The sequence below is a fragment of the Herbiconiux sp. 320_LB genome (genome assembly GCF_059691755.1).
Genome location: NZ_JCAWAD010000002.1, coordinates 369,278 through 391,441 on the forward strand (window position 1 = coordinate 369,278; position 22,164 = coordinate 391,441).

Below are 22,164 nucleotides of genomic sequence, written 5' to 3' on the forward strand. Positions count from 1 at the left end.
GCTCGGGCCCTCCCCGGTCGGCCGGTCGGTTCTTCGGCTGTTCGGCTGCCCGGCTGTTCGGCTGCTCGGCCCGTCAGCCCGCGAGCTGCTGCAGGGTGGCGGCGAGGATGCGGACGCCCTCGCCGAAGCGGGCCGGGTCCGGCCCCGAGTAGTTCAGTCGCACGAAGGCGCCGGTGGGTTCGGCCGGGAACCACTCGTCTCCCGGCGAGACCAGCACGCCGGCCTCGGCCGCACGGGCGGTGAAGGCCGCGGCCTCGACTCCCGCGGGCAGGCGCAGCCAGAGGTTGAGTCCGCCCTGCGGCACGGCGGTCAGGGTGCCCGCCGGCAGCAGCTCGTCGATCAGGGCGACCAGGGAGTCCCGTCGCAGCCGCAGCTGCTCCCGCATCCGGCGCAGGTGGGCCGGCCAGCCCGGGGCCCCCACGACCTCGAGCGCGGCGGTCTGCAGCACCCCGCTGACGTACAGGCCGTCGACCACCCGGTCAGTCTGGATGCGGCTACGCGCCGGGCCCCGCGCGACGACGGCCGCGATCCGCACCGCCGGCGACACGCTCTTCGTGAGCGAGCGCACGTAGACGACGTGCCCGTCCGCATCCCGGGCCGCGAGCGGGCGCACGGGCACGTCGAGCGCGAAGTCGTGCGCCCAGTCGTCCTCGACGAGGAAGGCGCCGTTCTCGCGCACGACGGCGAGGATGCGATCGGCCTGCGCGGGCGACCAGCTGCCCCCGGTCGGGTTGGCGAAGTGGGGCATGGCGTAGAACAGCCGCGCCCGTGAGCGCTCGAAGGCCTCGGTGAGCACCACCGGATCGACCGCGGCCCCGTCGCGCGGGACCGGGACGATCACCAGCCCCGCCTGGCGGGCGGCGGCGATCGCACCCCAGTAGCCGGGCGACTCCATGATGATCGCGTCGCCCGGGCGCCCGAGGGCGCGGAACACCGAGGAGAGCGCGCTCTGCCCGCCCGGCATGATCGTGACGTCGCCCGCCGAGGGCGCGGCGCCCGTGGGGCTGCCGGCCGCACTGCTGCCGGCCGTACTGCTGCCGACGCCGTTGCCGGCCGTACTGCTGCCGGCCCCGGCGAGTTCGTCGGCGAACCAGGCGCGGAGCTCGGGCAGGCCCGGCGCCGGCGGCCGGTCGAGCGCCGAGCGCGACCGGGCGGCCCGGGCCAGTGCGGTCTGCACGGCCCGTGCCGGCAGCAGCTCGTCGGCCGGGTAGCCGCTGTGCAGGCCGATGACCTCGACCGGCGGCGACTGCATCGTGGAGCCGACGAAGGCGCCTTCCGCGCGGAGCGGCCCGAGGGCCGTGGTCTGCCAGGTGTAGTCGGCAGTCGGTGCCGCGGCGGGGCGGCGCACGAAGGTGCCGGCGCCCGGCCGGGTCTCGACCAACCCCTGGCGCACCAGGAGACGCACGGCCTGCTGCACGGTCACCGGGCCGGCGCCGAAGCGCACGGTCAGGCTCCGGGTCGAGGGCAGCGCCGTCCCGGCGGGCAGCCCGCGGATGTCGTCGCGCAGCACTGCCGCGATCCGTTCGGAACTGCTACCGTGGTTCATGAAGGCCAACGATAGCGCTATCGACTCCGAATCCGTACCGCTACCCGGCGCACCGCAGGGCCGCGCCCCACGGCGGGCCGGGTCGACCCCGGTCGCCGGGCTGGCCTGGGGCTTCACCGGGGTGCTGGTGTTCTCGTTCACGCTGCCGGTCACCCGGGTCGCCGTGGCCACCCTCGATCCGCTGTTCGTGAGCGCGGGGCGAGCGCTCGTCGCCGCGGTGCTGGGTGCGATCGTGCTCCTGGTGACCCGCACGCCCGTGCCGGCGCGGCGGTTCTGGCCGCGCATCCTGATCGTGGCGGGCGGGGTGGTGCTGGGGTTCCCGCTGCTGACCTCGTTCGCGCTGCAGACCGCGCCGGCCTCGCACGGAGCCGTGGTGATCGGCCTGCTGCCGGCGGCGACCGCGGCGGTGGCGGTGCTGCGCGGGCGGGAGCGGCCGAGCCGGGTGTTCTGGCTGGCGTCGGCGGCGGGCGCGCTCGCGGTGCTGGGCTTCACCGTGCTGAGCTCGGGCGGGCTCGGCGGGGTGCACGTCTCCGACCTGCTGCTGCTCGGCGCCGTCGTGGCCGCCGCGGTGGGGTACGCGGAGGGCGGGCTGCTGGCGCGGGAGATCGGGTCGTGGCAGGTGATCTGCTGGGCGCTGATCGCGGTCGCGCCGCTGATGCTGGTGCTGACCGGGGTCTCGTCGGTTCAGCATCCGCCGTTCGCGAGCGGCACCGGGGTCGAGGGGTGGATCGCCTTCGGCTACGTGAGCCTGTTCAGCATGTTCCTCGGGTTCTTCGCCTGGTACCGGGGTCTCGGCATCGGCCCGATCGCCACGGTCAGCCAGATGCAGCTGCTGCAGCCCGTGCTCTCGATCGTCTGGGCGGCCCTCCTCCTCGGCGAGCCCCTCACCCCCCTCACCCTCGCCGGAGCCGCCGCAGTAATAGCCTGCGCAGCCCTGGCAGTCCGCTCAAGGGTCGGGCGCTGATCACGCGCGCGAGATGTCGATCATCTCGTCGCGCGGCACGACCTTCACCCGCAGGCGGCCCTCGGCCTCGCCGAGCCCGAGCTCGTGCTGGTCGAGCTTGTGCCAGCCGTCGAGGTCGGTGTACGCCACGCCGCGCTCCTCGAGCAGGGCGGGCACCGACTCCTCGGCGGGGTCGGCCGGGGTCCACCAGTTGCCCTGGTCGCGCACGAGGTGCGACAGGGTCTCCATGGCGTCGGACTTGGTGTGCCCGATCAGACCGACCGGTCCGCGCTTGATCCAGCCCGTGGCGTAGACGCCGGGGATGACCTGGTTGTCGTCACCCAGCACCTGGCCCTCGTGGTTCGGGATGACGCCGTGCTGCTCGTCGAAGGGGATCTCGTCCAGCGGCGATCCGAAGTAGCCGACCGCGCGGTAGAGCGCCTGGATCGGGATCTCGCGGATCTCGCCGGTGCCGACCACGCCGCCCGCCGCATCCGGAACCGTGCGCTCGTAGCGGATCGCGGCCACCCGGCCGTTCTCGTCGCCGACGATCTCGAGCGGCTTCGCCCAGAAGTGCAGGTGCAGGCGGCGCGAGGCCTCGCCGACCGGGCGCTCGCGCCACTGGTTCAGCACCTTGTTGATCACGAAGACCTGCTTGTTGGAGGCGATCGCGAGCTTCGAGGCCTCGTCGAGCTCGAAGTCCTCGTCGTAGACGATCATGTCGACGTCGTTCATCTCGCCGAGCTCGCGCAGCTCGAGCGGCGTGAACTTGACCTGCGCCGGCCCGCGACGGCCGAACACGTGCACGTCGGTGACCGGCGAGGCCTTGAGCCCCTCGTACACGTTCTGCGGGATCTCGGTGACGAGCAGGTCGTCGGCGTGCTTGGCGAGGATGCGCGAGACATCGAGCGCCACGTTGCCGTTGCCGATCACCGCGACCGACTCGGCTTCGAGCGGCCAGGTGCGCGGCACGTCGGGGTGCCCGTCGAACCAGCTGACGAAGTCGGCGGCGCCGTAGGAGCCCTCGAGGTCGATGCCGGGCACGTCGAGCGAGGCGTCGCGGATGGCGCCGGTCGAGAAGATGACGGCGTTGTAGTGCTTCTTCAGGTCGTCGAGGGTGATGTCGACGCCGTAGCGCACGTTGCCGAAGAAGCGGATGACGCCCGAGTCGAGCACCTCGCGGAGCGCGGTGATGATGCCCTTGATGCGCGGGTGGTCGGGCGCGACGCCGTAGCGCACGAGACCGTAGGGGGCGGGGAGCTGCTCGAACAGGTCGATCGAGACGTCGAAGTGACGCTCGGCCTTCACGAGAAGATCTGCGGCGTAGATGCCGGCGGGGCCGGCTCCGACGATGGCCAAACGAAGCTTGGTCACGGTGAGTTGTTTCCTTCGGTTGTGGGTCAGCTGGTGCGTTCGACGACCGTGTCGGCGAAGCGGGTGAGAGTCTTCTTCACGGTGCCCTCGGGCAGCGGCGCGAGCGCCTCGACGGCCTCGCGGGCGTACCGGCGGGCCTCGTCGACGGTGCGGCGGGTGACCGCGTTCTCGCGGAGCAGCCGGATCGCGTCGTCCGACGCGGCGGCACCGTCGGCCTCGAGGGCCTCGGGACTCAGTCGCTCGAGCAGGGCCGCGGCCGTCTTGTCCGACGCCGCCTGCTCGCGCAGGTAGAGCACGGGGAGGGTGGCGACGCCGGCGCGCACGTCGGTGCCGGGCGTCTTGCCGGTCTCCTCGTCGCTCGGCGCGATGTCGATGACGTCGTCGACGAGCTGGAACGCGATGCCGACCTTCTCGCCGAACTCCCGCACGGGCTGCTCGTAGCGCGCGTCGCCGTTGGAGAAGATGACGCCGAGCTGGGCCGACGCCGAGATCAGCGAGCCCGTCTTGTCGGCGAGCACCGCGATGTAGTGCTCGACCGGGTCGGCCTCGGGCGCGGGGCCGATGGTCTCGTTGAGCTGGCCGAGGCAGAGGCGCTCGAAGGTGTCGGCCTGCAGCCGGATGGCCCGCTCGCCGAGGCGGGCGAGCAGGGCGCTGGCCCGCGCGAACAGCAGGTCGCCGGTGAGGATGGCGACCGAGTTGCCCCAGACCTTCTGCGCACTCGGCACCCCGCGGCGCTGGTCCGCGTCGTCCATGACGTCGTCGTGGTAGAGCGAGGCGAGGTGGGTGAGCTCGATCGAGGTCGCGGCGGTGATGACCTCGTCGGTGATGCCGTCGCCGAGCTGGGCGGTGAGGAAGGCGAGCACCGGGCGCACCCGCTTGCCGCCGGCCTCGAGCAGGTAGCGCGAGACGACGTCGACGAGCCCGCCGGTGAACGTGGTCTCAAGCGAAAGGCGCGCCTCGAGGTCCTCGATCCCGGCCTCGATCACGCGCGCGGTACGGCGGTCCTCCCCGGTCGAGAAGAGACGGTCGGCGAGCGAGAGCGGGGTCGACCGGCCGGTGGCGCGGCGAAGACTGGAGGGCACGGGGTCTAGCCTACTTTCCCGGCTTGATTCCGCGGTGGAGAGCGACGATCCCCGCGGTCAGGTTGCGGTAGCCGACGCGGGTGAAGCCGGCGGCGCGGAGCCAGGAGGCCAGCGTCTTCTGGTCGGGCCAGGACTGGATCGACTCGAACAGGTAGTCGTAGGCGTCGACGTTGGAGGAGACGGCCTTCGCGAGCGTGGGCATCACGTTCTCGAGGTACCAGGAGTAGAGGGAGCGCAACGGCTTCACCGGGGTCGAGAACTCGCAGATCACGATGCGGCCGCCGGGCTTGGTCACGCGGTACAGCTCGGCGAGCGCGGTGCGCGGCTCGACGATGTTGCGGAGCCCGAACGAGATGGTGACGGCGTCGAACTCGTCGTCGTCGAAGGGCAACGCCATCCCGTCGGCCACGACGAACTCGATGTTCGGGGTGTGGGCCTGCTGGCGCTTGCCGACCTCGATCATGCCGGGCGAGAAGTCGGCCGCGACCACGTGGGCGCCGCTCTTCGCGAGCGAGGCGCTCGAGGTGCCGGTGCCGGCCGCCAGGTCGAGGATCTTCTCGCCGGGGCGGGGGTCGACGGCGCGGGTCGTCGCCACGCGCCAGAGCACCGCGTTGCCCACCGAGAGCACGTTGTTGGTGCGGTCGTAGCCCGCGGCGACCTGGTCGAACATCGCGGAGACCTGCTCGGGTCGCTTGGTGAGGTCAGCCTTAGTCACCTGGACAGTTTACGTTCAGTTGCCTGACAGCGGCGTCGGAGCCGCTGTCCAGTCGATCGCCGCCTGAACGCCGCATCGGAGACACCCTCCCGGCGGCTGGGTGCCGGTTCGGCGGGCGTAGGCTGATCGGGTGAGTCCCACACCACGTCAGATCCCCCGTCTGCGCGTCGAGACGAGCCGGGTCGACGACCTGAAGCTGCTCATCCCGCTCCTCGACCCGCGTCATCCGCTGCTCTGGATCCGGAAGGGCCAGGGCATCGCCGGGGTCGGCGAGGCGCTGCGCCTGGAGTTCAGCGGCCCCTCGCGCATGGTCGACGCCTGCGCGGTGTGGAAGGACGTGGTCGCGGCCGCCACGGTGAGCGACCCGATCGCGGTGCCGGGCTCCGGGCTCGTCGCCTTCGGCACCTTCGCCTTCGCCGACGACTCCTCGGCCGTCAGCACCCTGATCGTGCCCCAGGTCGTGCTCGGCAAGCGCGACGGGCAGTACTGGGTCACCCACGTCGTGGCCGAGTGGCCGGCCGGCGCCGTGGATGCGGACGGGCGGCCCCGCGAGACCCTCCCCGCCCCCGTGCTCGCACCCCGCCCCCTCGGGCCGGAGTACCGGATCACGCTGCTGCCCGGCACGGTCAGCGCCGACGCCTTCCGCGCCTCGGTCGAGTCGGCCGTCGAGCGCATCACGGCGCAGGAGCTCGAGAAGGTCGTGCTCGCCCGCGACCTCGTCGCCCACCTGCCCGAGGGCGCCGACCTGCGTCGCCCGCTGACCGACCTGGCCCTCGGCTACCCCGACTGCTGGACCTACGCGGTCGACGGCTTCATCGGCTCCAGCCCCGAGACCCTCGTCCGGGTCGCCCGCGGCACGGTCAGCGCCCGCGTGCTCGCCGGCACGACCGCACGGGGGGCGGATGCGCAGGCCGACCACGACCGCGCCGTCGCCCTCGCGACCAGCACCAAAGACCTCGACGAGCACGGTTTCGCCGTCAACAGCGTGGTGGCGGCGCTCGCCCCGCACAGCCGCAACCTGATCGCGAGCGAGCTGCCCTTCACCCTCAAGCTGCCGAACCTCTGGCACCTGGCCAGCGACGTCGAGGGCACGTTGAGCGACGGGTCGACCTCGCTCGACCTGATCGCCGCGCTGCACCCGACCGCGGCGGTCGCCGGCACTCCGACGGCCTCGGCCCTCGCGCTGATCCGTCAGCTGGAGCCCTTCGACCGCGGTCGCTACGCCGGCCCGGTGGGCTGGGTGGGCGCCGACGGCGACGGCGAGTGGGCCGTCGCACTGCGCTCGGCGCAGGTGGATACGGCAAACGACATCACCGCTTACGCCGGCTGCGGCATCGTGGCCGATTCGGAGCCCGAGCGCGAGTACCTCGAGACGAAGATGAAGTTCAGGCCGATCGTGGAGGCCTTCGGCTAGAGGCCGCTACGGGTCTCGTGACGCCGTGCGCTGCCGGGCGGTCAGGCGGGCGACGCAGGGCAGTCGACGCCGGTCAGTCGGGGCTCAGTTGCCGCGACGGCGGCGGGTGACGAGCAGCACGATGCCGCCGATGATGAGCACGGCGACCGCGATGCCCCCGATGATCAGGGCGAGCTGGCCGTTGGCTCCGGTCGCCGCGAGGTCGGCGGCGACGGCGTGCGGGGTGGCGAGTGTCACGGTGGTTCCTCCTGGGATGGCTCCGCACAGCCTAACCCCCGGGCTCGCGGACCGCTCGACCCGGGCTGGTCGAGGCTCAGGCTCGGGTCTCGGCGCGCGTTAGAGTGCCGGTATGACCTCGGGCGCCGACACCCCTGCCGAGCTGCCGGATCCGACGCCGGGCGGCCCGGTGGATCCTCCCGGTCCCGACACCCGTCGGCCCCGGTCGGTGTACGGGGTCGGCTCCGATCCGGATGTGCGGTTCAGCCTCGCCAACGAACGCACGGCCCTCGCGTGGGTGCGCACCGGGCTGTCACTGGTGGCCGGCGGGGTGGCCCTCACGACGCTCTCGGCGCTGGCCGACCTCCCCTGGCTGATCGAGCTGATCGCCCTGATCGCCTGCCTGGCCGGCGGCGGACTCGCCGTCTCCGCCCTGTTCTCCTGGCGCCGCGCCGAGCGGGCGCTGCGGCTCGACCGGCCGCTCCCGGCTCCCGCTGCGCTGCCCTGGCTGGTCGGCGGGGTCGGCGTGCTGGCCCTGGTGCTCGCCGGCTACGCGCTCTTCGAACTGGGCCGGTCGCTGTGACGCCGGAGCCGGGCGCCCGACCGCCGCGTCCGGTCCGCGACCCCGGGCTCCAGCCCGAACGCACGGCCCTCGCGTGGCAGCGCACCTCGCTGTCGACCGCGATGGTCGCCCTGCTGCTCGCCTTCGCGTGTCTCCGGGGCGGCTTCCTGATCGGCGCCGTCGCCGCCGCGCTGATCACCCTGGCCGCGGTCGTCGTGCTCTACGGGCTCCGCCGTCGGGCCGTCGCCCGCGAGCGCGCCGACGAGGCCGCCCGAGCCGCGGTCGCCACCGGGCGCGCAGGCACGGAATGGGCGGATGCCGGCGGGACGCGACCGGCCACGTCGCCCTGGGGCGCGCTGACCCGGGTGACCGCGGTGATCGTCGCCACGGCGGTGCTCGGCGGCATCCTGGGCGCGATCATCCTCTTCTGAACCGCCTCGGCGTCGCCGAGCTCGGCGGCGGGGCCGCGCGCCGTCAGCCCGCGGGGAGGAGGTTGGTGTCGTTCAGCAGCAGCGGCGCATCCGTCACCGGGACGTCGACGTGCATGTGCGTGCAGGTGTCGTCGAACTCGGTCCAGTTGGTGAGGTCGAGCTTGATGCCGGCCGAGGTGCGGCAGCTGGCCTGGCCGACGCGGGCGCCGACGGGCATGACCGGGTCGAGGATGCCGATGAGCTTCAGCGTGTTCGCATCGGCTCCGTTCAGGCCCTTGTTGTTCAGCAGGTAGAAGTCGACCGCGTGGCCGCCGCCGTCGATGTAGTGCGACGAGCTCGTGCCCGCGCCCTCGATCTGGCCGGTGCACTTGCGGTTGATGTCGCTGACGCCGACCTGGTCGAAGTTGCGCACGGCGATCGCGATGATCTCGAGTACCCGGTAGTCGACGCCGCAGTCGGCGACGGTCACGCCCTGGGCGATCCAGCGGATCTCCTTGAGGTGGTCGGGAACGGAGCCGACGAGCTTGCCGGAGTCCATCGCGTTGACGAGCTCCTGGGCGAGCGAGCGGCCGACGAGCAGCTGGGCGGTGGAGTAGCCGGCGGCCTGCAGCTCCCCCGCATCCGTCACCGAGTAGCCGTCACGGTTGACGGAGGCCGACGAGCCGGCCGAGGTGATCAGCTTCTGCGAGGTGGAGTTGGTGTTCGCGTTGAGGCTCAGGTTGACGACGTTGGCGTCGACCGGGCTCGCGGAGACGGTGCTCGGCAGCCCGGTGACCGCGGTGATGCCAAGCACGAACGCCATGGCGACGGCGCTGAGGCCGGCCTTGGCCCAGCCCTTGCCCTTGGTGCTGCTCGCGTTCTTCCCGCCGGCGGCGATCGCGCGCTCCGCGGTGCGACGACCACGGCGACCCGGGCCGGTCGACGGCTCGGCCGAGGCCACGGCCTTCGCGGCGCGGGCGGCCTCACGGCCGGCGCGACGGCTCGGCGCGAGGTGGAGCGGCTGCTCGGGCTCGAGCGCGATCAGGGCGAGCGGCCCGGTGGGCACGGTCTCGATCGTCTCGACGTGACCGGAGTCGGAGGGCGAGGGCTCGAGGTGGGCCTCGAGCTCGTCGGTGAGCGGGGCGTCGCTGAGGCTGTGGTCTGCGATGCTGTGGTCAGCGGGGACGTCGTCGACCTCGACGACCTCGGCGTAGACGGGCTCGTCGGCGTCGGCGGGCTGCTCGGCGTCGACCGGCTGCTGGGCGACGGGACGGGATTCGGTGGCCGCCTGGAGCGGCAGCGAGACCGGCGGTTCGAGCGGTGCCGAGCCGAACTCGGCGATCTCGATGGCCGCCAGCTCCTCGGCCCGCAGCTGCTCTTCGCGCAGACGCTCGGCCTGCTCCTGCTCGCGCAGCTGACGCCGGGTCAGGGGCACGGCCGGAGCCGCGATCGCGTCGGCGGCCGACTGCTCCTGTCGACGCAGCTCCCGGAGTTGACGACGGGTCGGCGAGCCGGCCGGCGCAGTGCCGGGGTTCGCGTCGCGGGTCGGTTCAATGCCGTCGGAGCGCGGTTCGGGATAAGTCAAACGTGGAGCACTTTCAGAGGGTTCAAGCGGTTGCGTGCGCGACTCGGCACGGAAACGAAGCTGTTCGACCCTACCAACCGACCCTGGAAAAACCCAGGGCGGTCCGGAAATCTCCATGGATACGCATCCTTCACCCCGCCCGGAAGATCGTCTGACCCGCCGCCGTCAGAGCCGCGCCCGCGAGGGCAGCGACACCACCAGCACCGCGACGACGACCAGCACGGCGGCGATCGGCGTGGTCCAGTCGACGGTGTGACCGACGCCGGGGGCCACGAGGTCGATCACGATCGAGCCGACCAGCTGACCCGTGATCGAGCAGAGGCCCAGCAGCAGCACCCCGGTGACCCGCACCGCGGTCGCGAGCCCGAAGATGAAGACGACGCCGAGCGGGCCGCCGAGGTAGAGCCACCAGTCGCCGGGATACGCCGCGACCGGGGGCAGCCCGCCCACGACGAGCGCGTGCACCAGGGCGATCACGATGAGCAGGCCTGAGCCGGCGATGAAGTTGAACAGGGTCGAGCTCACCGCCGAGCCCGAGGCGGCCGCGACCCGTCCGTTGGCGGCCTGCTGCACCGCCTGCGCCACCCCGGCCACGAACGGCAGCACGAGCAGCCAGGCCGGCACGGCCGGATCGATGTGCACCGACACCGACCAGACGACGACGCCGAAGGCGATGGCGGCGCCGAGCACGCGCCGCAGGGTGAACAGACGCCGGCCTCCCGGGCCGATGCCGACCCGGTCGACCACGAGTCCGGAGATGGTCTGGCCGCCGATGAAGGCGACCGTGAACAGCGAGACGCCCACCAGCGCGGAGGCGAGCCCCTGGGTGAGCACGAAGATGCCGCCGCCGAAGCCGGCCAGCAGCATCCACCCGGGCAGTCGGCCCGCGCGCACCTCGCCGACGGCCTGCCGCGCGCCCGCCCGGGCCGAGGGCAGGAACGCGACGATCACCGCGACGATGACGAGGCCGACCGTGAAGCTGATCGCGGCCGCCGTGAAGCCGTCGCCGAGCCGACGACCGAACTCGCCGTTGATGCGCGACTGGGTCGCCATCAGCATCCCGCACACGACGGCGACGCCGACCGCCGCCCAGAGGGGCAGACGGCCGGCGCGCGGTGGGGCGATCGGGATCATCCGAGCGGTGTCGGGCGTGCTCAGTGCTCGGAGCCCGAGGCGTCCGAACCGTGGTCGGCCGCGAGCTCGCTCACGAGCCGGTCGCCGGGGGCGACCGTGACCATCTCGGCCTCGATCTCGGCGCGGCCGAGCAGCTCGTCCATCCGGCGGGCGCGGCTGCGGGAGATGATCGTGACGACCGTCCCCTTCTTGCCGGCACGACCGGTGCGGCCGGCGCGGTGCAGGTACGTCTTGTACTCGTCGGGCGCGTCGGCCTGGATGACCAGGTCGATGTCGTCGACGTGGATGCCGCGGGCCGCCACGTCGGTCGCCACCAGCACGGAGACCCGGCCCGAGGTGAGCATCTGCAGGTTGCGGGTGCGTCGGGACTGGTTGAGGTCGCCGTGCAGGCTGGTCGCCGGGAACCCGGCATCCTCCAGCTGCTCGGCGAGGGTCTCGGCGTAGGCGCGGGTGCGGGCGAAGATCAGCGTCTTGCCGTCGCGGTCGGCGAGCTGCTCGATGATCGCGCCCTTGTCGCGGTGGTCGACGATCAGCACGCGGTGGTCGATGGTGGAGGACGCCTGGTCCTCCCCCGCGACCTCGTGCACGCTGGGGTTCACCAGGAACTCCTCGACCAGCTTCGCCACGCCCTTGTCGAGGGTGGCGGAGAACAGCAGCCGCTGGCCGCCATCCTTGGTGTGACGCAGGATGCGCTGCACCGGCTCGAGGAAGCCGAGGTCGCACATGTGGTCGGCCTCGTCGAGCACCGTGATGGTGACCTCGGAGAGGTCGAGCCGACGCTGCTCGATCAGGTCTTCGATGCGGCCGGGGGTGCCGATGATGATGTCGACGCCGCGCTGCAGGGCTCCGACCTGGCGGGCCTGGGGCACGCCGCCGTAGATCTGCGTGGTGAACAGGCCCACGGCACGGGCGATCGGCTGCACGGTGCGGTCGATCTGCAGGGCCAGCTCGCGGGTCGGGGCGAGGATGAGGGCGCGGGGCTTGCGACCCGGCTTGCGGTTCGCACCGCCGCCGTTCTCCATCAGGCGCTCGACGAGCGGGGCGCCGAAGGCGATGGTCTTGCCGGAACCGGTGCGGCCGCGGCCGAGCACGTCGCGACCGGCGAGCACCATCGGGATGGTGGCCGACTGGATCGGGAAGGGGCTCTCGGCCCCGAGCTCGCCGAGCACGCGGACGATGTTGCCGCCGAGGCCCAGGCTCGAGAACGTGGCGCCCTCGACCTCTTCGGCCAGGGTGGCCGTGGCCTCGAGGCGCTCGAGCACGACGTCGTCGTCTCCGTGGAACGCCGGCTTGGCGTCGCGGGAGGGGTAGTAGCTCGAGTCGCGCGCGGGGCGGCTGTCGCGGGCCGGGCGGTTGTCGCGGTCGCCGTACGAGGGGCGCTCGGTGCGGGCCGGGCGGTCGCCGTAGGACGGACGCTCGCTGCGGGCCGGACGGTCGTCGCGGTCGAAGCTGCGCTTCGGGCGGTCGTCGAACGAACGGGAGGGACGGTCTCCGTAGGCGGGACGCTCGCTGCGCGCGGGACGGTCGCCGTACGAGGGACGCTCGCTGCGCGCCGGGCGGTCGCCGTAGGACGGACGCTCGGAGCGGGCGGGGCGGTCGCCGTAGGACGGACGCTCGCTGCGCGAGTACCCGCCGCGGTCGGACGAGAAGCGGTCGGTGCGGTCGGATCGCTCGGCGCGGTCGTAGCCGCCGGAACGGGCCGGGCGGTCGGCACGCTGGCCGGGCTGGAAGTCGGCGGTCGGGCGGGCGCTGCGGTTGTAGCCGCGCTCGTCGACGCGCGGCGGCTTGCCACCGGTCGGGCGGTCGGAACGCTGCGGGCGCTCGGCGGAGCGCTCGGCGGCCGCGGCGGCGCGGCGCTCCTCGTTGCGGGCGTCGTTCCACTTCTGGCGGTCGGTGCGCTGGCCGCGGTCGTGGCCGCGGGCGCCCTCGTCGCGGGCGGGGCGGTCGCCGTAGGCGGGACGGTCGTAGCCGCCGCGCTCGGGCCGGTCGCCGTACGCGGGGCGGTCGCCGTAGGCGGGGCGCTCGGAGCGGCCGGTGCCGGTGCCGGAGCGGTTGAAGCCGTTCTCGCGGCTCGGGCGCTCGTAGCCGCTGCGGGCCGGACGGTCGCCGTAGGCGGGACGCTCGGAGCGGTCGTAGCCGCGGTCGGAGCGGTCGTAGCCGCGGTCGGAGCGGTCGTTGCCGCGCTCGGGGCGGTCGCCGTACGAGCCGCGACCCGAGGGCGCGGTGCCACGCGAGGCGCGGTCGTCCGCGTTCCAGCGCTGCTTGCGCGCGGGTGCGGTGTCGTCGACGGGCTTGTACCCGCGGTGTCCCGGGCTCCGGCTGCCGGCCTTGGGGCCGCCCTTGCCGGGGGTGCGGGGCTCGTAGTTCTTGGCGGGCTTGAAGCCGCCTGACTTGTTGGATTTGGGCATGATTCTTTCCGGGTTATCTCGAAATGCGCGCACCGCAACGCCGAGTGCGTTGGAGTGCTAACTAGATCCCCGGGAGTAGCGGGGGCCGTGTCGTACGCGACATTCACCAGTGACCAGCGCATCCATGCACTGACTGGGAAACCGGCCCACCAGACTTACAAACCCATCCGCGATGCAATTCGCGGTGTCCAGAGCCGACCGACTCACATTACACGAGTCGGCCGGCGATCACCAGAGGCGATCGATCGAGCGGATGCTCAGACCCCGTCGGCGACGACGGTGCGCACCAGGCTCGGCGGCCCCGCCAGGATCGAGCCCAGGTCGCTCGCCCCCTCCGGCGTCGCCCGCCAGGCGCGGTAGGCGTCGTCGTCGTCCATCGAGGCCCAGCGCTCGACCAGCACGTAGTGGGTGGGGTCGTCGACGTCGACGACGACCTCCACGCCGAGGCTCCCCGAGAAGGCCCGGGTGGCGGTGAGCACGTCGGAGATGACGGACGGGGCGGATTCGAGAGCGTCCTGCCGGACGCGCACGTCGAGGAACGAGAGAACAGTCATGCCCTCACCCTAGGCCGCCCCTCCGCTTCTCCGCGAGGGCGGGCGCTACTCGGCGAGGGCGGGGACGACCTCCTGGGCGATGAGCTCGAGGTGGTCGAGGTCGGCGAGGTCGAGGATCTGCAGGTAGACCGTCTCGGCCCCGTCTTCGCGCAGGGCGCCGAGCGTGTCGACGACCTCGGCCGGCGTGCCCGCCAGGCCGTTGCGGCGCAGCTCCTCCGGCTCGCGGCCGATCGCGGCGGCCCGGCGTGCGATCTCGGCCTCGTCTTTGCCGACCACCGCGACGAGCGCGGTGGAGTAGACGATGTCGTCGGGGTCGCGGCCCATCTCGTCGCAGGTGCGCCGCACGTTCTCGAACAGGCCCGGCAGGGTTCCGGGATCAGGGAAGGGCACGTTGAACTCGGTGGCGTAGCGGGCGGCGAGCAGCGGCGTGCGCGTGGCGCCCTTGCCCCCGACGATGACGGGCAGGGGCGACTGCACGGGCTTGGGCAGCGCCGGGGAATTCTCGAGCGTGTAGTGCTCGCCGTGGAAGGAGTAGGTCTCGCCCGGCTCGGTGGCCCAGAGGCTCGTCACGATCTCGAGCTGCTCTTCGAGCAGGCCGAAGCGCTTCGGCGGGAACGGGATGCCGTAGGCCAGGTGCTCCTCTTCGAACCACCCGGTGCCGAGCCCGAGCTCGACCCGCCCGCCCGACATCTGGTCGACCTGAGCCACCTGGATGGCCAGGATGCCGGGGTAGCGGTAGGTCACGCTCGACACCAGGGTGCCCAACCGGATGCGCTGGGTCTCGCGGGCGAGACCGGCCAACGTCGTCCACGCATCCGTCGGCCCGGCGCCGGGATCGCCGGCGCCCATGCGCAGGTAGTGGTCGGAGCGGAAGAAGCCGTCGAAGCCGAGCCGCTCGGTCGCCTGGGCGACCGCGAGGATCTCGTCGTAGGTGGCGCCCTGCTGAGGTTCGGTGAAGATCCTGAACTGCATGGGGGAATGCTATAGCGCCCGGCCGACAGCGGGGCTGGCCCCGACAGGTGCAGGTCAGGCGCGGGTCAGGTGCCGGTCAGGCGCGAGGGCCCGCAGATCGGGGACCCGCCGAGCGAGGGCCGGCGGCTCGGGGCCCGGTGGCCCGGACCGCGCCCGCGAGGCCCGCCGCCGTGAACACCACGGTGGCGACGAGCACCGTCGCGATCGGCAGGGTCCACGCGCCCGTGGCGTCGTGCACGGCGCCGACCAGGGTGGGCGCGGTGGCGCCCAGCGCGTAGCCCACGCCCTGCACCATCGCCGACAGCCGCCGGGCGTGCGTGCCCGACAGCGAGAGCCGCACGATCAGCACGAAGACGATCGTGATGCCGCCGCCCTGCGCGATCCCGCCGAGCACGCCCCAGAGCGCCCAGGCCCCGGGGGCCAGCATCATGCCGAGCGGGAAGCTGATCCACAGCGCCGAGACGATCGCGAAGGTCACCGGGAGGCCCAGCCGCTTCGACACCAGCGGCACCCCGAGCGCACCCACCACCGCGGCGATCTGGAAGACCGACGAGCTGCTGCCCGCCTCGGCCGCGGTGTACGAGAGCTCCTGCTCGAGGATGGTCGGGAACCACGCGGTGAGTCCGTAGTAGGCGAAGGCCTGGCCCGCGAAGGCGAGGGCGAGGAAGACGGCCGAGAGATTGCGCCAGGTGCGGGGTTCGGGGGCCGCCAGCGGGATGCCCCTGGTGTCGATCGCCACGGTCTCGAACGCGCCGGTCTCGACGCCGGCCTGCACGGGCCCCCAGTGGAACGCCCGCCGCGGACCCATCGCGATCAGCCACGCGACGGCCGCGAGCACGACGAAACCGAGCCAGGTCAGCAGAGCGCCCCGCCAGCCCAGGGCGAGCGCGAGCGGCACCGTGGCGAGCGAGGTGATCATCGAACTGATGTTGAGCGCCGAGGTGTACGCGCCGGTGACGATGCCGATCCGCTCGGCGGGCACGTCGCGCCGGATGATCACCGGGATCACGACGTTGCCGATCGTGATGAAGGCACCCATGATCACGGTGCCGGCGAAGGTCGCCTCGATGCCTCCGGCCGAGCGCACGATCGACCCGATGCCCACGCCGATGATCGCGGTCGTGGTGGCGACGTTCGCGCCCGCCTTGCCGACGAAGACCGAGGCCAGGGGCGTGACGAGGGCGAAGCAGAGCACCGGCAGGGTCGTCAGCAGCCCCGCCTGGGCCGCCGACATCGACAGCTCGGCGCTGATCGTGCCGGTGATCGGGGCGACCGCGATGATGGGGCCGCGCAGGATGAAGCCGATGCAGACGATGCCGACCAGGAGGCTCCAGGGGAAGGCGCGGTTCGCGAGTCGGGACATCTGGTCAATGGTAGAGGCCGGGCGGCCGGGCCCCGCGCGATCGTACCTTGCGCGACCGGGCCCCGTGCGACCGGGCCCTGCGCGGCCGGGCCCTGCTCTACCGGGCACCGCGCGGCCGGGCACGGCCCGGCCGAGTCGCGCGCGACCGGGCGGCTACGCCCCGTGGCCTGGTTCCTACGCCAGGCGCGCCCGCGCCGTGGCCGCCCGCGCGCTCCGCTGCGGCACCAGCCACCCGATCTCGACCGGCCGCCGCCGGCGAGCGAGGGCGACGCCGGCGAGCAGCACGCTGACCACCAGCACCCCGGCCATGACCAGCGCGGCCTGCACGACCGTGCCCGCATCCCCACCGGTGAGGATGGCCTGCACCCCGGCGACCGCGTAGCTCATCGGCGTGATCGCGCTGAGCGCCTGGAACGGCCCCGACAGGATCTCGATCGGGTAGAGCCCGCCGGTCGCCGCCAGCTGGAGCGCGAGCAGCACCAGCGAGATCACCGCGCCCACCCGCCCGAAAGCGGTCGTCAGGAACTGGTGGAACGCCGTGAACGCGAGCGCCACGATCAGCGAGAAGCCGAGCGTCGCGGGGAACGAGCTCCACGCCACCCCGAGCGCGAGGTGGAGGAACAGCACGATCAGCACCGCCTGGCCGGCCGCGACGACCGCCGCGCGACCGAGGGTGCGCAGCGTGAGCCGGGCCGTGGTCGCCGAGGAGGCGAGCACCGCGCGGGAGAACGGCCGCAGCCAGAGGAACAGGGCGAGCGCGCCGACCCAGAGCGCCGTCGGCACCAGGATGGTCGACACGATCTGGCCCACGTTCGTCACCTGGTTCTGGGTCGAGACGTCGACCTTCACCGGCTGCGCGATCACGTCGGCCGCGCTCGAGGAGTCACCCGAGGCGTTCGCGGTGATCTGCTGGGCCCCGGTCGTGAGGCCGGAGGCGAGGGTGCGCGCGCCGTCGCCGAGCTGGGTGGCGCCGGTCGAGAGCTGGGTCGCCCCCGGGGCGAGCTGGGCTGCGCCGTCGGTCAGCTGCTGGGCGCCCGAGACGAGGGCGGGGCCGCTCGCGGCGAGCTGGTCGGCTCCGGATGCGGCGGTGGCGATTCCCGAGGAGAGCTGCGGGAGAGCCGCCACCCCGGCGTCTATTCCGTTCTTGGCATACGCGTCCGCCGTACCGATCGCGGTGGCTGCGGTGGTCAGCGAGGCGATCGCCTCGGCGGTCTGGCCGGTCTGCAACTGCCCGATGGCGGCCTGGAGCGCGGTGTTGCCCGAGGAGACCTGGTCGGACATGGTCGCGTAGCCCGAGGACAGCTGGCCGAGCTCGCTCGTCCCCGTCCGCAGCTGATCGAGCCCACCCGCGAGCCCGCTCACGCCGTCGGTGTACTGCGTCAGCCCGGTCGTGAGCTGCCCGGCGCCGCCGGAGAGCTGGGTCGCGCCGTCGGCGAGCTGGGTGGCGCCGGTGGCGAGCTGATCCGCGCCGGAGCCCAGCTGGGTCGCGCCGTTCGCCGCATCCGTGAGGCTCGTGCCGACCGTGCCGAAGCTGGTGTAGATGCCGTTGACGACCTGCGCGGTGACGGTCTGGCCGAAGCCGGACTGCACGGCGGAGGCGACCGTGGAGGCGACGATGCCGGAGAGGTAGCCGTGCGAGGCATCCGTCGTGATGTCGATCAGGCCCTGCTTCGGATCGGGGGTGCCCAGGGTGTTCAGGGTCGCCGAGAAGTCCGAGGGGATGGTGAGCACGGCGTAGTAGCGGCCGTCCTCCAGGCCCTTCGCCGCGTCGTCGGCGCTCGTGGCCTTCCAGTCGAAGCCGGTCTGGCCCGCCCCGGTCAGCTCGGTGACCAGCCCGCGGCCGGCGAAGTTGACCGACTGGGTGCCGTCGGCGTTGGTCGTGGTGGTCATCTGGTCGTTGTTGACGATCGCGGCCGGCACCTTCGAGAGGTTGGTGTCGGCGTTCGCGAGCGCACCGGAGAAGAGCCCGTTGATCGCGAGCGGCGTGAAGACGACGGCGAGCACGGCCAGCACGACGAGCACGATCTTGGTGCGCCGCCGCATCCGGGGCGAGGGGGCGACGGAGGTCGCGGGCGTGGTGGAGGAGCTCATCGGAGGCCTTCTTCCGAGACAGGGCGGACGGCGGAGACGGTGGCGGCGCCGGCGCGGGGCGCCTCGGCCGGAGGGGCGGCGGCTGGTGGGGCCGCGGCCGGCGGGGCCGCAGCGGGAGCAGCAGCAGCCGGGGTCACGGCAGCCGGGGCGGCGGGGGCCGAGGTGGCGGCGGCCAGCGCGGCCGCGGGCTCCCGCCCCAGCTCGATGCGCACGAGCGCGCGGTCACCGACGGACGAGGCATGGCTGGCGGGCTCGGACTCGAGCCCCAGCACCACGGTCGTGCCCGGCCCCGCGACCCGCGCGACGGCCGCGGCGAACGCCGGGGTCGCCGGGCGCGCGAAGTCGCCGTCGCCCGCGTCGATGACGAGCACCGGCGAACCGTCGGCGACGCCCAGGGCGACGGTGAGCAGCGCCAGCGCCAGCGGGCTCAGCTCGCCGATCGTGCGATGGATGTCGATGGTCGCCTCGGCGCCGGCGGCCCCACTTCCAGCTCCGCTTCCGGCCCCGCCGGCTTCCTCGAGCGCGCGGTTGATCCGCTCGACCGACGACTCGATCTCGCTCCGCGGCACCCGCCGGGCGACGACTCGGTTGAGCGAGATCCGCTCGGCGATCGCGTCGCCTACGGCCGTGCTCTCGTCGGGTCGGCGCGAGTCGAGGTCGACCAGGGTGACGCGCTTGGCGACCTCGGCCGACTCGGAGGGCAGGCTGCGACCGAGCACCTGGAGGTGCCCCGACTCGGGTGCGATGCGGCCGGCCACGGTGGCTCCGACCAGGCGCCGCGCCGTGGTGTCGCCGGTCAGCACGGCGACGGCGCCGGCGGGCACCGAGAACGACAGCGGCGACCCGGCCCCGACGACCACGAGCTCCTCGGCGCTGATCGCGGCGTCACCCTGCTCGTCGGCCCACTCGCGCTCCTCGATGTGCTCGCGGAGGCTCTCCCCCTCGACGTCGACGTTGGGCAGGGCTCGGTCCAGCCACCTCGGCAGGTACCAGGCGCTCTTGCCGAGCAGGGTCATGATGGCCGGCACCAGCGTCATCCGCACCAGGAAGGCGTCGACGAAGACGCCCACGGCGAGCGCGAGCGCGATCTCCTTGATCGCCCCCTCCCCCTCGGGGATGAACGCGAAGAAGACGAAGAACATGATCAGCGCCGCCGCGGTCACGACCCGGGCGCCGTTCTGGAAGCCGACCCGCACCGCGCGCCGCGCATCCTTCGACTTGACGAACTCCTCCCGCATGCCCGAGACCAGGAAGACCTCGTAGTCCATCGCCAGACCGAACAGGATGGCCATCAGGAGGATCGGCAGGAAGCTGATGATCGGCCCCTGCGCGTGCACGTTCAGCAGATCGGCGGCCCAGCCCATCTGGAACACCGCCACGGTCACGCCGAACGAGGCGCCGACCGAGAGCACGAAGCCGAGGGCCGCCTTGATCGGCACGGCGATGGAGCGGAACACCATCGCCAGGAGCACGATCGAGAGCCCGACGACCAGGATGCCGAACGGCACCAGCGCGTTGGTGAGCTGGTTCGAGACATCGATCGCGACGGCGGTCTGGCCGCTGACCGTGATCGGCGTGCCGTACTGCGAGTCGATCTCGCCCTTCATCTCGCGCAGCCGCTCGACCAGGTTCTTGGTCTCGGGCGAGTCCGGCGCGGTGGTGGGCACGACCTGGAAGATCGCGGTGTCCAGCGTCGGGTCAGGCAGGCCGGGGCCCACCGTCGCGACCCCGTCGACGGCCTCGAGATCCGAGCGGATGCCCGCCAAGTCGTTCTGGATGTCGGTGGTCTGCGTGATGTCGGCGACCACGACGATCGTGCCGTTGTACCCGGGGCCGAACTTGTCGGCGACCGTGTCGTACGCGGTGCGGGCCGTGCTGCCCTCGGGCTGCGAGGCCGCGGTCGGCAGGTTGAGGTCGAGGCTGAAGGCCGGGATGGCGACGACGCCGAGCAGGCCCACCACCGCGATGATGAACACGACCGGGGCCTTCATCACGATGCCGACCCAGCGGCCGCCGAGCGAGGGCTTGGCCGTCTCCTCCGAGGCCGCGATCGCGCGGCGCGCGGCGCGTGACCCGGGCTTGGGGGCGAGCCGACGCTTGGCGACGCCCATGATCGCGGGCAGCAGGGTGATGGCGATCGCGACGGCGGCGAACACGGCGAAGGCCGCGGCCACGCCCATCACCGACAGGAACGGGATGCCGACGACGAGGAGGCCGAGCAGCGCGATGATCACGGTCAGGCCGGCGAACACCACGGCCGCCCCCGCGGTGGCGACCGCCTGGGCCGCCGACTCCTCGGGTTCGAGCCCCTTGGCGAGCTGACTCCGGTGCCGCGACAGGATGAACAGGGCGTAGTCGATGCCGACGGCCAGCCCGATCATGATCGCGAGCATCGGCGCCGTGCTCGACACCGAGGTGAACGCCGCGACCACCGAGATGCCGCCGAACGAGACCCCGACGCCGATCAGCGCGGTCAGGAGCGGAAGGCCCGCTGCCAGAAGCGAGCCGAAGGTGATGAACAGCACCACGCCGGCGAAGAGCACGCCGAGGCCCTCCGTCAGGGTCGGCCCGAAGGTCTGGTTCTGGAACACCTCGCCGCCGTAGGAGACCTGCATGCCGTCGGTGTCGAGCGTGCCGGCCGTGGTCTTCAGGTCGTCCAGCGTCGAGTCCGGGATGTCGGTGGCCGGGCCGTCGAACTGCACCTTGAGCAGGGCGGTCGTGCCGTCCTGGGAGATCGCGTTGGTGGCGTACTCCGAGTAGGGCGAGATCACGGCGGCGACGTGGTCGATCTTCGCGATGTCGTCGCTCGCCGTGGTGATCTCCTGCTTCACGGTGTCGTCGTTCACGCTCTGGCCCTCGGGCGCGACGATCACCACGGTCGCGGCGGCGCCGGCGGCCGAGGGGAAGAGGTTCTCCAGGGTGTCGATCGTCTGCTGCGACTCGGTGCCCGGGATCGAGAAGCTCTCCTGGGTCTGGCCGCCGAGCGCGAGCCCGCCGCCGACGACGCCGGCGAGGATCAGCACCCACGCGGCGATCACGTACCAGGCGCGGCGGAAGGCGAATCGTCCGATGCGGTAGAGCAGTGTGGCCACGGGAGGGCTCCTCGGTTCGGGTCGGTGTGTTCGGTGTTCGGTGTCGTGCGATGCGGCAGGGGCGTCAGAGCGGGGTGGTCAGCTCTGTCACGACGTCGATGAGGGCCTCCCTGACCTCGTCGATGTCGTCGAGGTCGACGGCGCTGGGGCGCGACGCGACCATGACGTAGGCGGCCCCGGCGAGCGCGACTCCGAGTCGGATGCGCTGCGCGGCCGTGGGCAGGCCGGACATGAACGACTCGCCGATCCGCTCGATCAGGCCGCGGGCCTGGTCGATGATCGGGATGTCGGACAGGGTCTGGCCCTGGTTGATGATGATGTGCGCCGCGAGCCGGTGCTCGAGCAGCAGGTCGATGAACTCCTCGACGAATCTCGAGCGGCGCTCGTCGTTGGTCAGCTTCTCGACGATCGATTCGAGGAAGGAGTCGAGCTCGGCGACGGCCGGGGTGAGCGCCGCCTCGAACAGGGCCTCCTTCGACCGGAAGTGGTAGAGCACGCTGGATTTGGAGTACCCCGCCGCATCCGCGATCTGCTGCAGGCTGGTGCCCGAGTAGCCGTTCTCCGCGAACATCTGCAGCGCCACGAGGCGCAGCTCGGCGCCGGCGTCGATCTGGACGCGCTGTACGGGGGCGGAGGACGAAGTGGGCACGGGATCGAGCGTAGCCTGACCGATCGGTCAGCTCCTGCACGATCGGTCAGATTC

The 22,164-nt window shown here is 72.6% G+C and carries 18 protein-coding genes; 4 read left to right on the plus strand and 14 right to left on the minus strand.

The features are described 5' to 3' along the window. Positions 1–73: 73 nt before the first annotated feature. Complete coding sequence (locus tag AC59HU_RS05800) at positions 74–1,546, minus strand: aminotransferase-like domain-containing protein (protein WP_497222402.1); 1,473 nt, start codon at positions 1,544–1,546, stop codon at positions 74–76. Between AC59HU_RS05800 and AC59HU_RS05805 the strand changes: the two genes are divergently transcribed. After that, the gene (locus tag AC59HU_RS05805) at positions 1,545–2,510 is read left to right on the plus strand and encodes a DMT family transporter (protein ID WP_497222403.1); all 966 of its coding nucleotides are present in this window, start codon (positions 1,545–1,547) and stop codon (positions 2,508–2,510) included. The genes AC59HU_RS05800 and AC59HU_RS05805 overlap by 2 nt on opposite strands. Here the strand turns inward: AC59HU_RS05805 and AC59HU_RS05810 are convergent, their stop codons facing one another. Genes AC59HU_RS05810 through AC59HU_RS05820 form a run of 3 tightly spaced genes read right to left on the minus strand, consistent with a single transcriptional unit; the run spans position 2,511 to position 5,660 of the window. After that, the gene (locus AC59HU_RS05810) at positions 2,511–3,863 is read right to left on the minus strand and encodes an FAD-dependent oxidoreductase (RefSeq protein WP_497222404.1); all 1,353 of its coding nucleotides are present in this window, start codon (positions 3,861–3,863) and stop codon (positions 2,511–2,513) included. Positions 3,864–3,889: 26 nt separating this feature from the next. Next, the gene (locus AC59HU_RS05815) at positions 3,890–4,945 is read right to left on the minus strand and encodes a polyprenyl synthetase family protein (protein WP_497222405.1); all 1,056 of its coding nucleotides are present in this window, start codon (positions 4,943–4,945) and stop codon (positions 3,890–3,892) included. A 10-nt stretch (positions 4,946–4,955) separates the two neighbouring features. Further along, complete coding sequence (locus AC59HU_RS05820; RefSeq protein WP_497222406.1) at positions 4,956–5,660, minus strand: demethylmenaquinone methyltransferase; 705 nt, start codon at positions 5,658–5,660, stop codon at positions 4,956–4,958. A gap of 130 nt (positions 5,661–5,790) precedes the next feature. Here AC59HU_RS05820 and AC59HU_RS05825 point away from each other — a divergent pair, with 130 nt between their 5' ends. Then, a complete protein-coding gene (locus AC59HU_RS05825) occupies positions 5,791–7,074 on the plus strand; it encodes an isochorismate synthase (RefSeq protein WP_497222407.1) in 1,284 nt (427 codons plus the stop codon). 84 nt (positions 7,075–7,158) lie between these two features. On the opposite strand, the gene AC59HU_RS05830 is transcribed toward AC59HU_RS05825, so the two are convergent. Next, the gene (locus AC59HU_RS05830; RefSeq protein ID WP_497222408.1) at positions 7,159–7,311 is read right to left on the minus strand and encodes an LPXTG cell wall anchor domain-containing protein; all 153 of its coding nucleotides are present in this window, start codon (positions 7,309–7,311) and stop codon (positions 7,159–7,161) included. Positions 7,312–7,423: 112 nt separating this feature from the next. On the opposite strand from AC59HU_RS05830, the gene AC59HU_RS05835 reads away from it, so the two are divergent. Together AC59HU_RS05835 and AC59HU_RS05840 are read left to right on the plus strand one after the other, a co-directional pair. Next, positions 7,424–7,873, plus strand: a complete 450-nt coding sequence (locus AC59HU_RS05835) for a YidH family protein (RefSeq protein WP_497222409.1) — start codon at positions 7,424–7,426, stop codon at positions 7,871–7,873. After that, the gene (locus AC59HU_RS05840; RefSeq protein ID WP_497222410.1) at positions 7,870–8,283 is read left to right on the plus strand and encodes a DUF202 domain-containing protein; all 414 of its coding nucleotides are present in this window, start codon (positions 7,870–7,872) and stop codon (positions 8,281–8,283) included. The genes AC59HU_RS05835 and AC59HU_RS05840 overlap by 4 nt, the downstream gene beginning before the upstream one ends. 43 nt (positions 8,284–8,326) lie before the next feature. Here the strand turns inward: AC59HU_RS05840 and AC59HU_RS05845 are convergent, their stop codons facing one another. The 9 genes from AC59HU_RS05845 to AC59HU_RS05885 form a co-directional block, all read right to left on the minus strand. Then, a complete protein-coding gene (locus AC59HU_RS05845; protein ID WP_497222411.1) occupies positions 8,327–9,847 on the minus strand; it encodes a hypothetical protein in 1,521 nt (506 codons plus the stop codon). 165 nt (positions 9,848–10,012) lie between these two features. Continuing rightward, the gene (locus AC59HU_RS05850; protein ID WP_497222412.1) at positions 10,013–10,981 is read right to left on the minus strand and encodes a DMT family transporter; all 969 of its coding nucleotides are present in this window, start codon (positions 10,979–10,981) and stop codon (positions 10,013–10,015) included. A gap of 20 nt (positions 10,982–11,001) precedes the next feature. Continuing rightward, entirely contained in the window at positions 11,002–13,389 is a 2,388-nt protein-coding gene (locus AC59HU_RS05855; RefSeq protein ID WP_497222413.1) for a DEAD/DEAH box helicase, read from the minus strand. A 257-nt stretch (positions 13,390–13,646) separates the two neighbouring features. Beyond that, positions 13,647–13,943, minus strand: coding sequence for a putative quinol monooxygenase (locus AC59HU_RS05860; protein WP_497222414.1), 297 nt, complete (start codon positions 13,941–13,943; stop codon positions 13,647–13,649). A 45-nt stretch (positions 13,944–13,988) separates the two neighbouring features. Further along, positions 13,989–14,915, minus strand: a complete 927-nt coding sequence (locus AC59HU_RS05865; protein ID WP_497222415.1) for an LLM class F420-dependent oxidoreductase — start codon at positions 14,913–14,915, stop codon at positions 13,989–13,991. A 76-nt stretch (positions 14,916–14,991) separates the two neighbouring features. After that, entirely contained in the window at positions 14,992–16,278 is a 1,287-nt protein-coding gene (locus tag AC59HU_RS05870) for an MFS transporter (RefSeq protein ID WP_497222416.1), read from the minus strand. Between the two features lie 174 nt (positions 16,279–16,452). Then, positions 16,453–18,369 carry a YhgE/Pip family protein gene (locus tag AC59HU_RS05875; protein WP_497222417.1) on the minus strand — a complete coding sequence of 639 codons (1,917 nt, stop codon included), beginning with the start codon at positions 18,367–18,369 and terminating at the stop codon, positions 16,453–16,455. Further along, positions 18,366–21,461: an MMPL family transporter gene (locus tag AC59HU_RS05880; protein WP_497222418.1), complete on the minus strand. Its 3,096-nt coding sequence runs from the start codon at positions 21,459–21,461 to the stop codon at positions 18,366–18,368. Before AC59HU_RS05880 ends, AC59HU_RS05875 begins: the two co-directional genes overlap by 4 nt. 64 nt (positions 21,462–21,525) lie before the next feature. Further along, complete coding sequence (locus tag AC59HU_RS05885) at positions 21,526–22,110, minus strand: TetR/AcrR family transcriptional regulator (RefSeq protein WP_497222419.1); 585 nt, start codon at positions 22,108–22,110, stop codon at positions 21,526–21,528. Positions 22,111–22,164 lie beyond the last annotated feature (54 nt).

Bases quoted from the DNA above. Each gene is read 5' to 3' on its own strand.
- AC59HU_RS05805 (WP_497222403.1), top strand. From the start codon at position 1,545: ATGAAGGCCAACGATAGCGCTATCGACTCCGAATCCGTACCGCTACCC.
- AC59HU_RS05800 (WP_497222402.1), bottom strand. From the start codon at position 1,546: ATGAACCACGGTAGCAGTTCCGAACGGATCGCGGCAGTGCTGCGCGAC.
- AC59HU_RS05835 (WP_497222409.1), top strand. From the start codon at position 7,424: ATGACCTCGGGCGCCGACACCCCTGCCGAGCTGCCGGATCCGACGCCG.
- AC59HU_RS05850 (WP_497222412.1), bottom strand. From the start codon at position 10,981: ATGATCCCGATCGCCCCACCGCGCGCCGGCCGTCTGCCCCTCTGGGCG.
- AC59HU_RS05855 (WP_497222413.1), bottom strand. From the start codon at position 13,389: ATGCCCAAATCCAACAAGTCAGGCGGCTTCAAGCCCGCCAAGAACTAC.
- AC59HU_RS05860 (WP_497222414.1), bottom strand. From the start codon at position 13,943: ATGACTGTTCTCTCGTTCCTCGACGTGCGCGTCCGGCAGGACGCTCTC.
- AC59HU_RS05865 (WP_497222415.1), bottom strand. From the start codon at position 14,915: ATGCAGTTCAGGATCTTCACCGAACCTCAGCAGGGCGCCACCTACGAC.
- AC59HU_RS05870 (WP_497222416.1), bottom strand. From the start codon at position 16,278: ATGTCCCGACTCGCGAACCGCGCCTTCCCCTGGAGCCTCCTGGTCGGC.
- AC59HU_RS05875 (WP_497222417.1), bottom strand. From the start codon at position 18,369: ATGAGCTCCTCCACCACGCCCGCGACCTCCGTCGCCCCCTCGCCCCGG.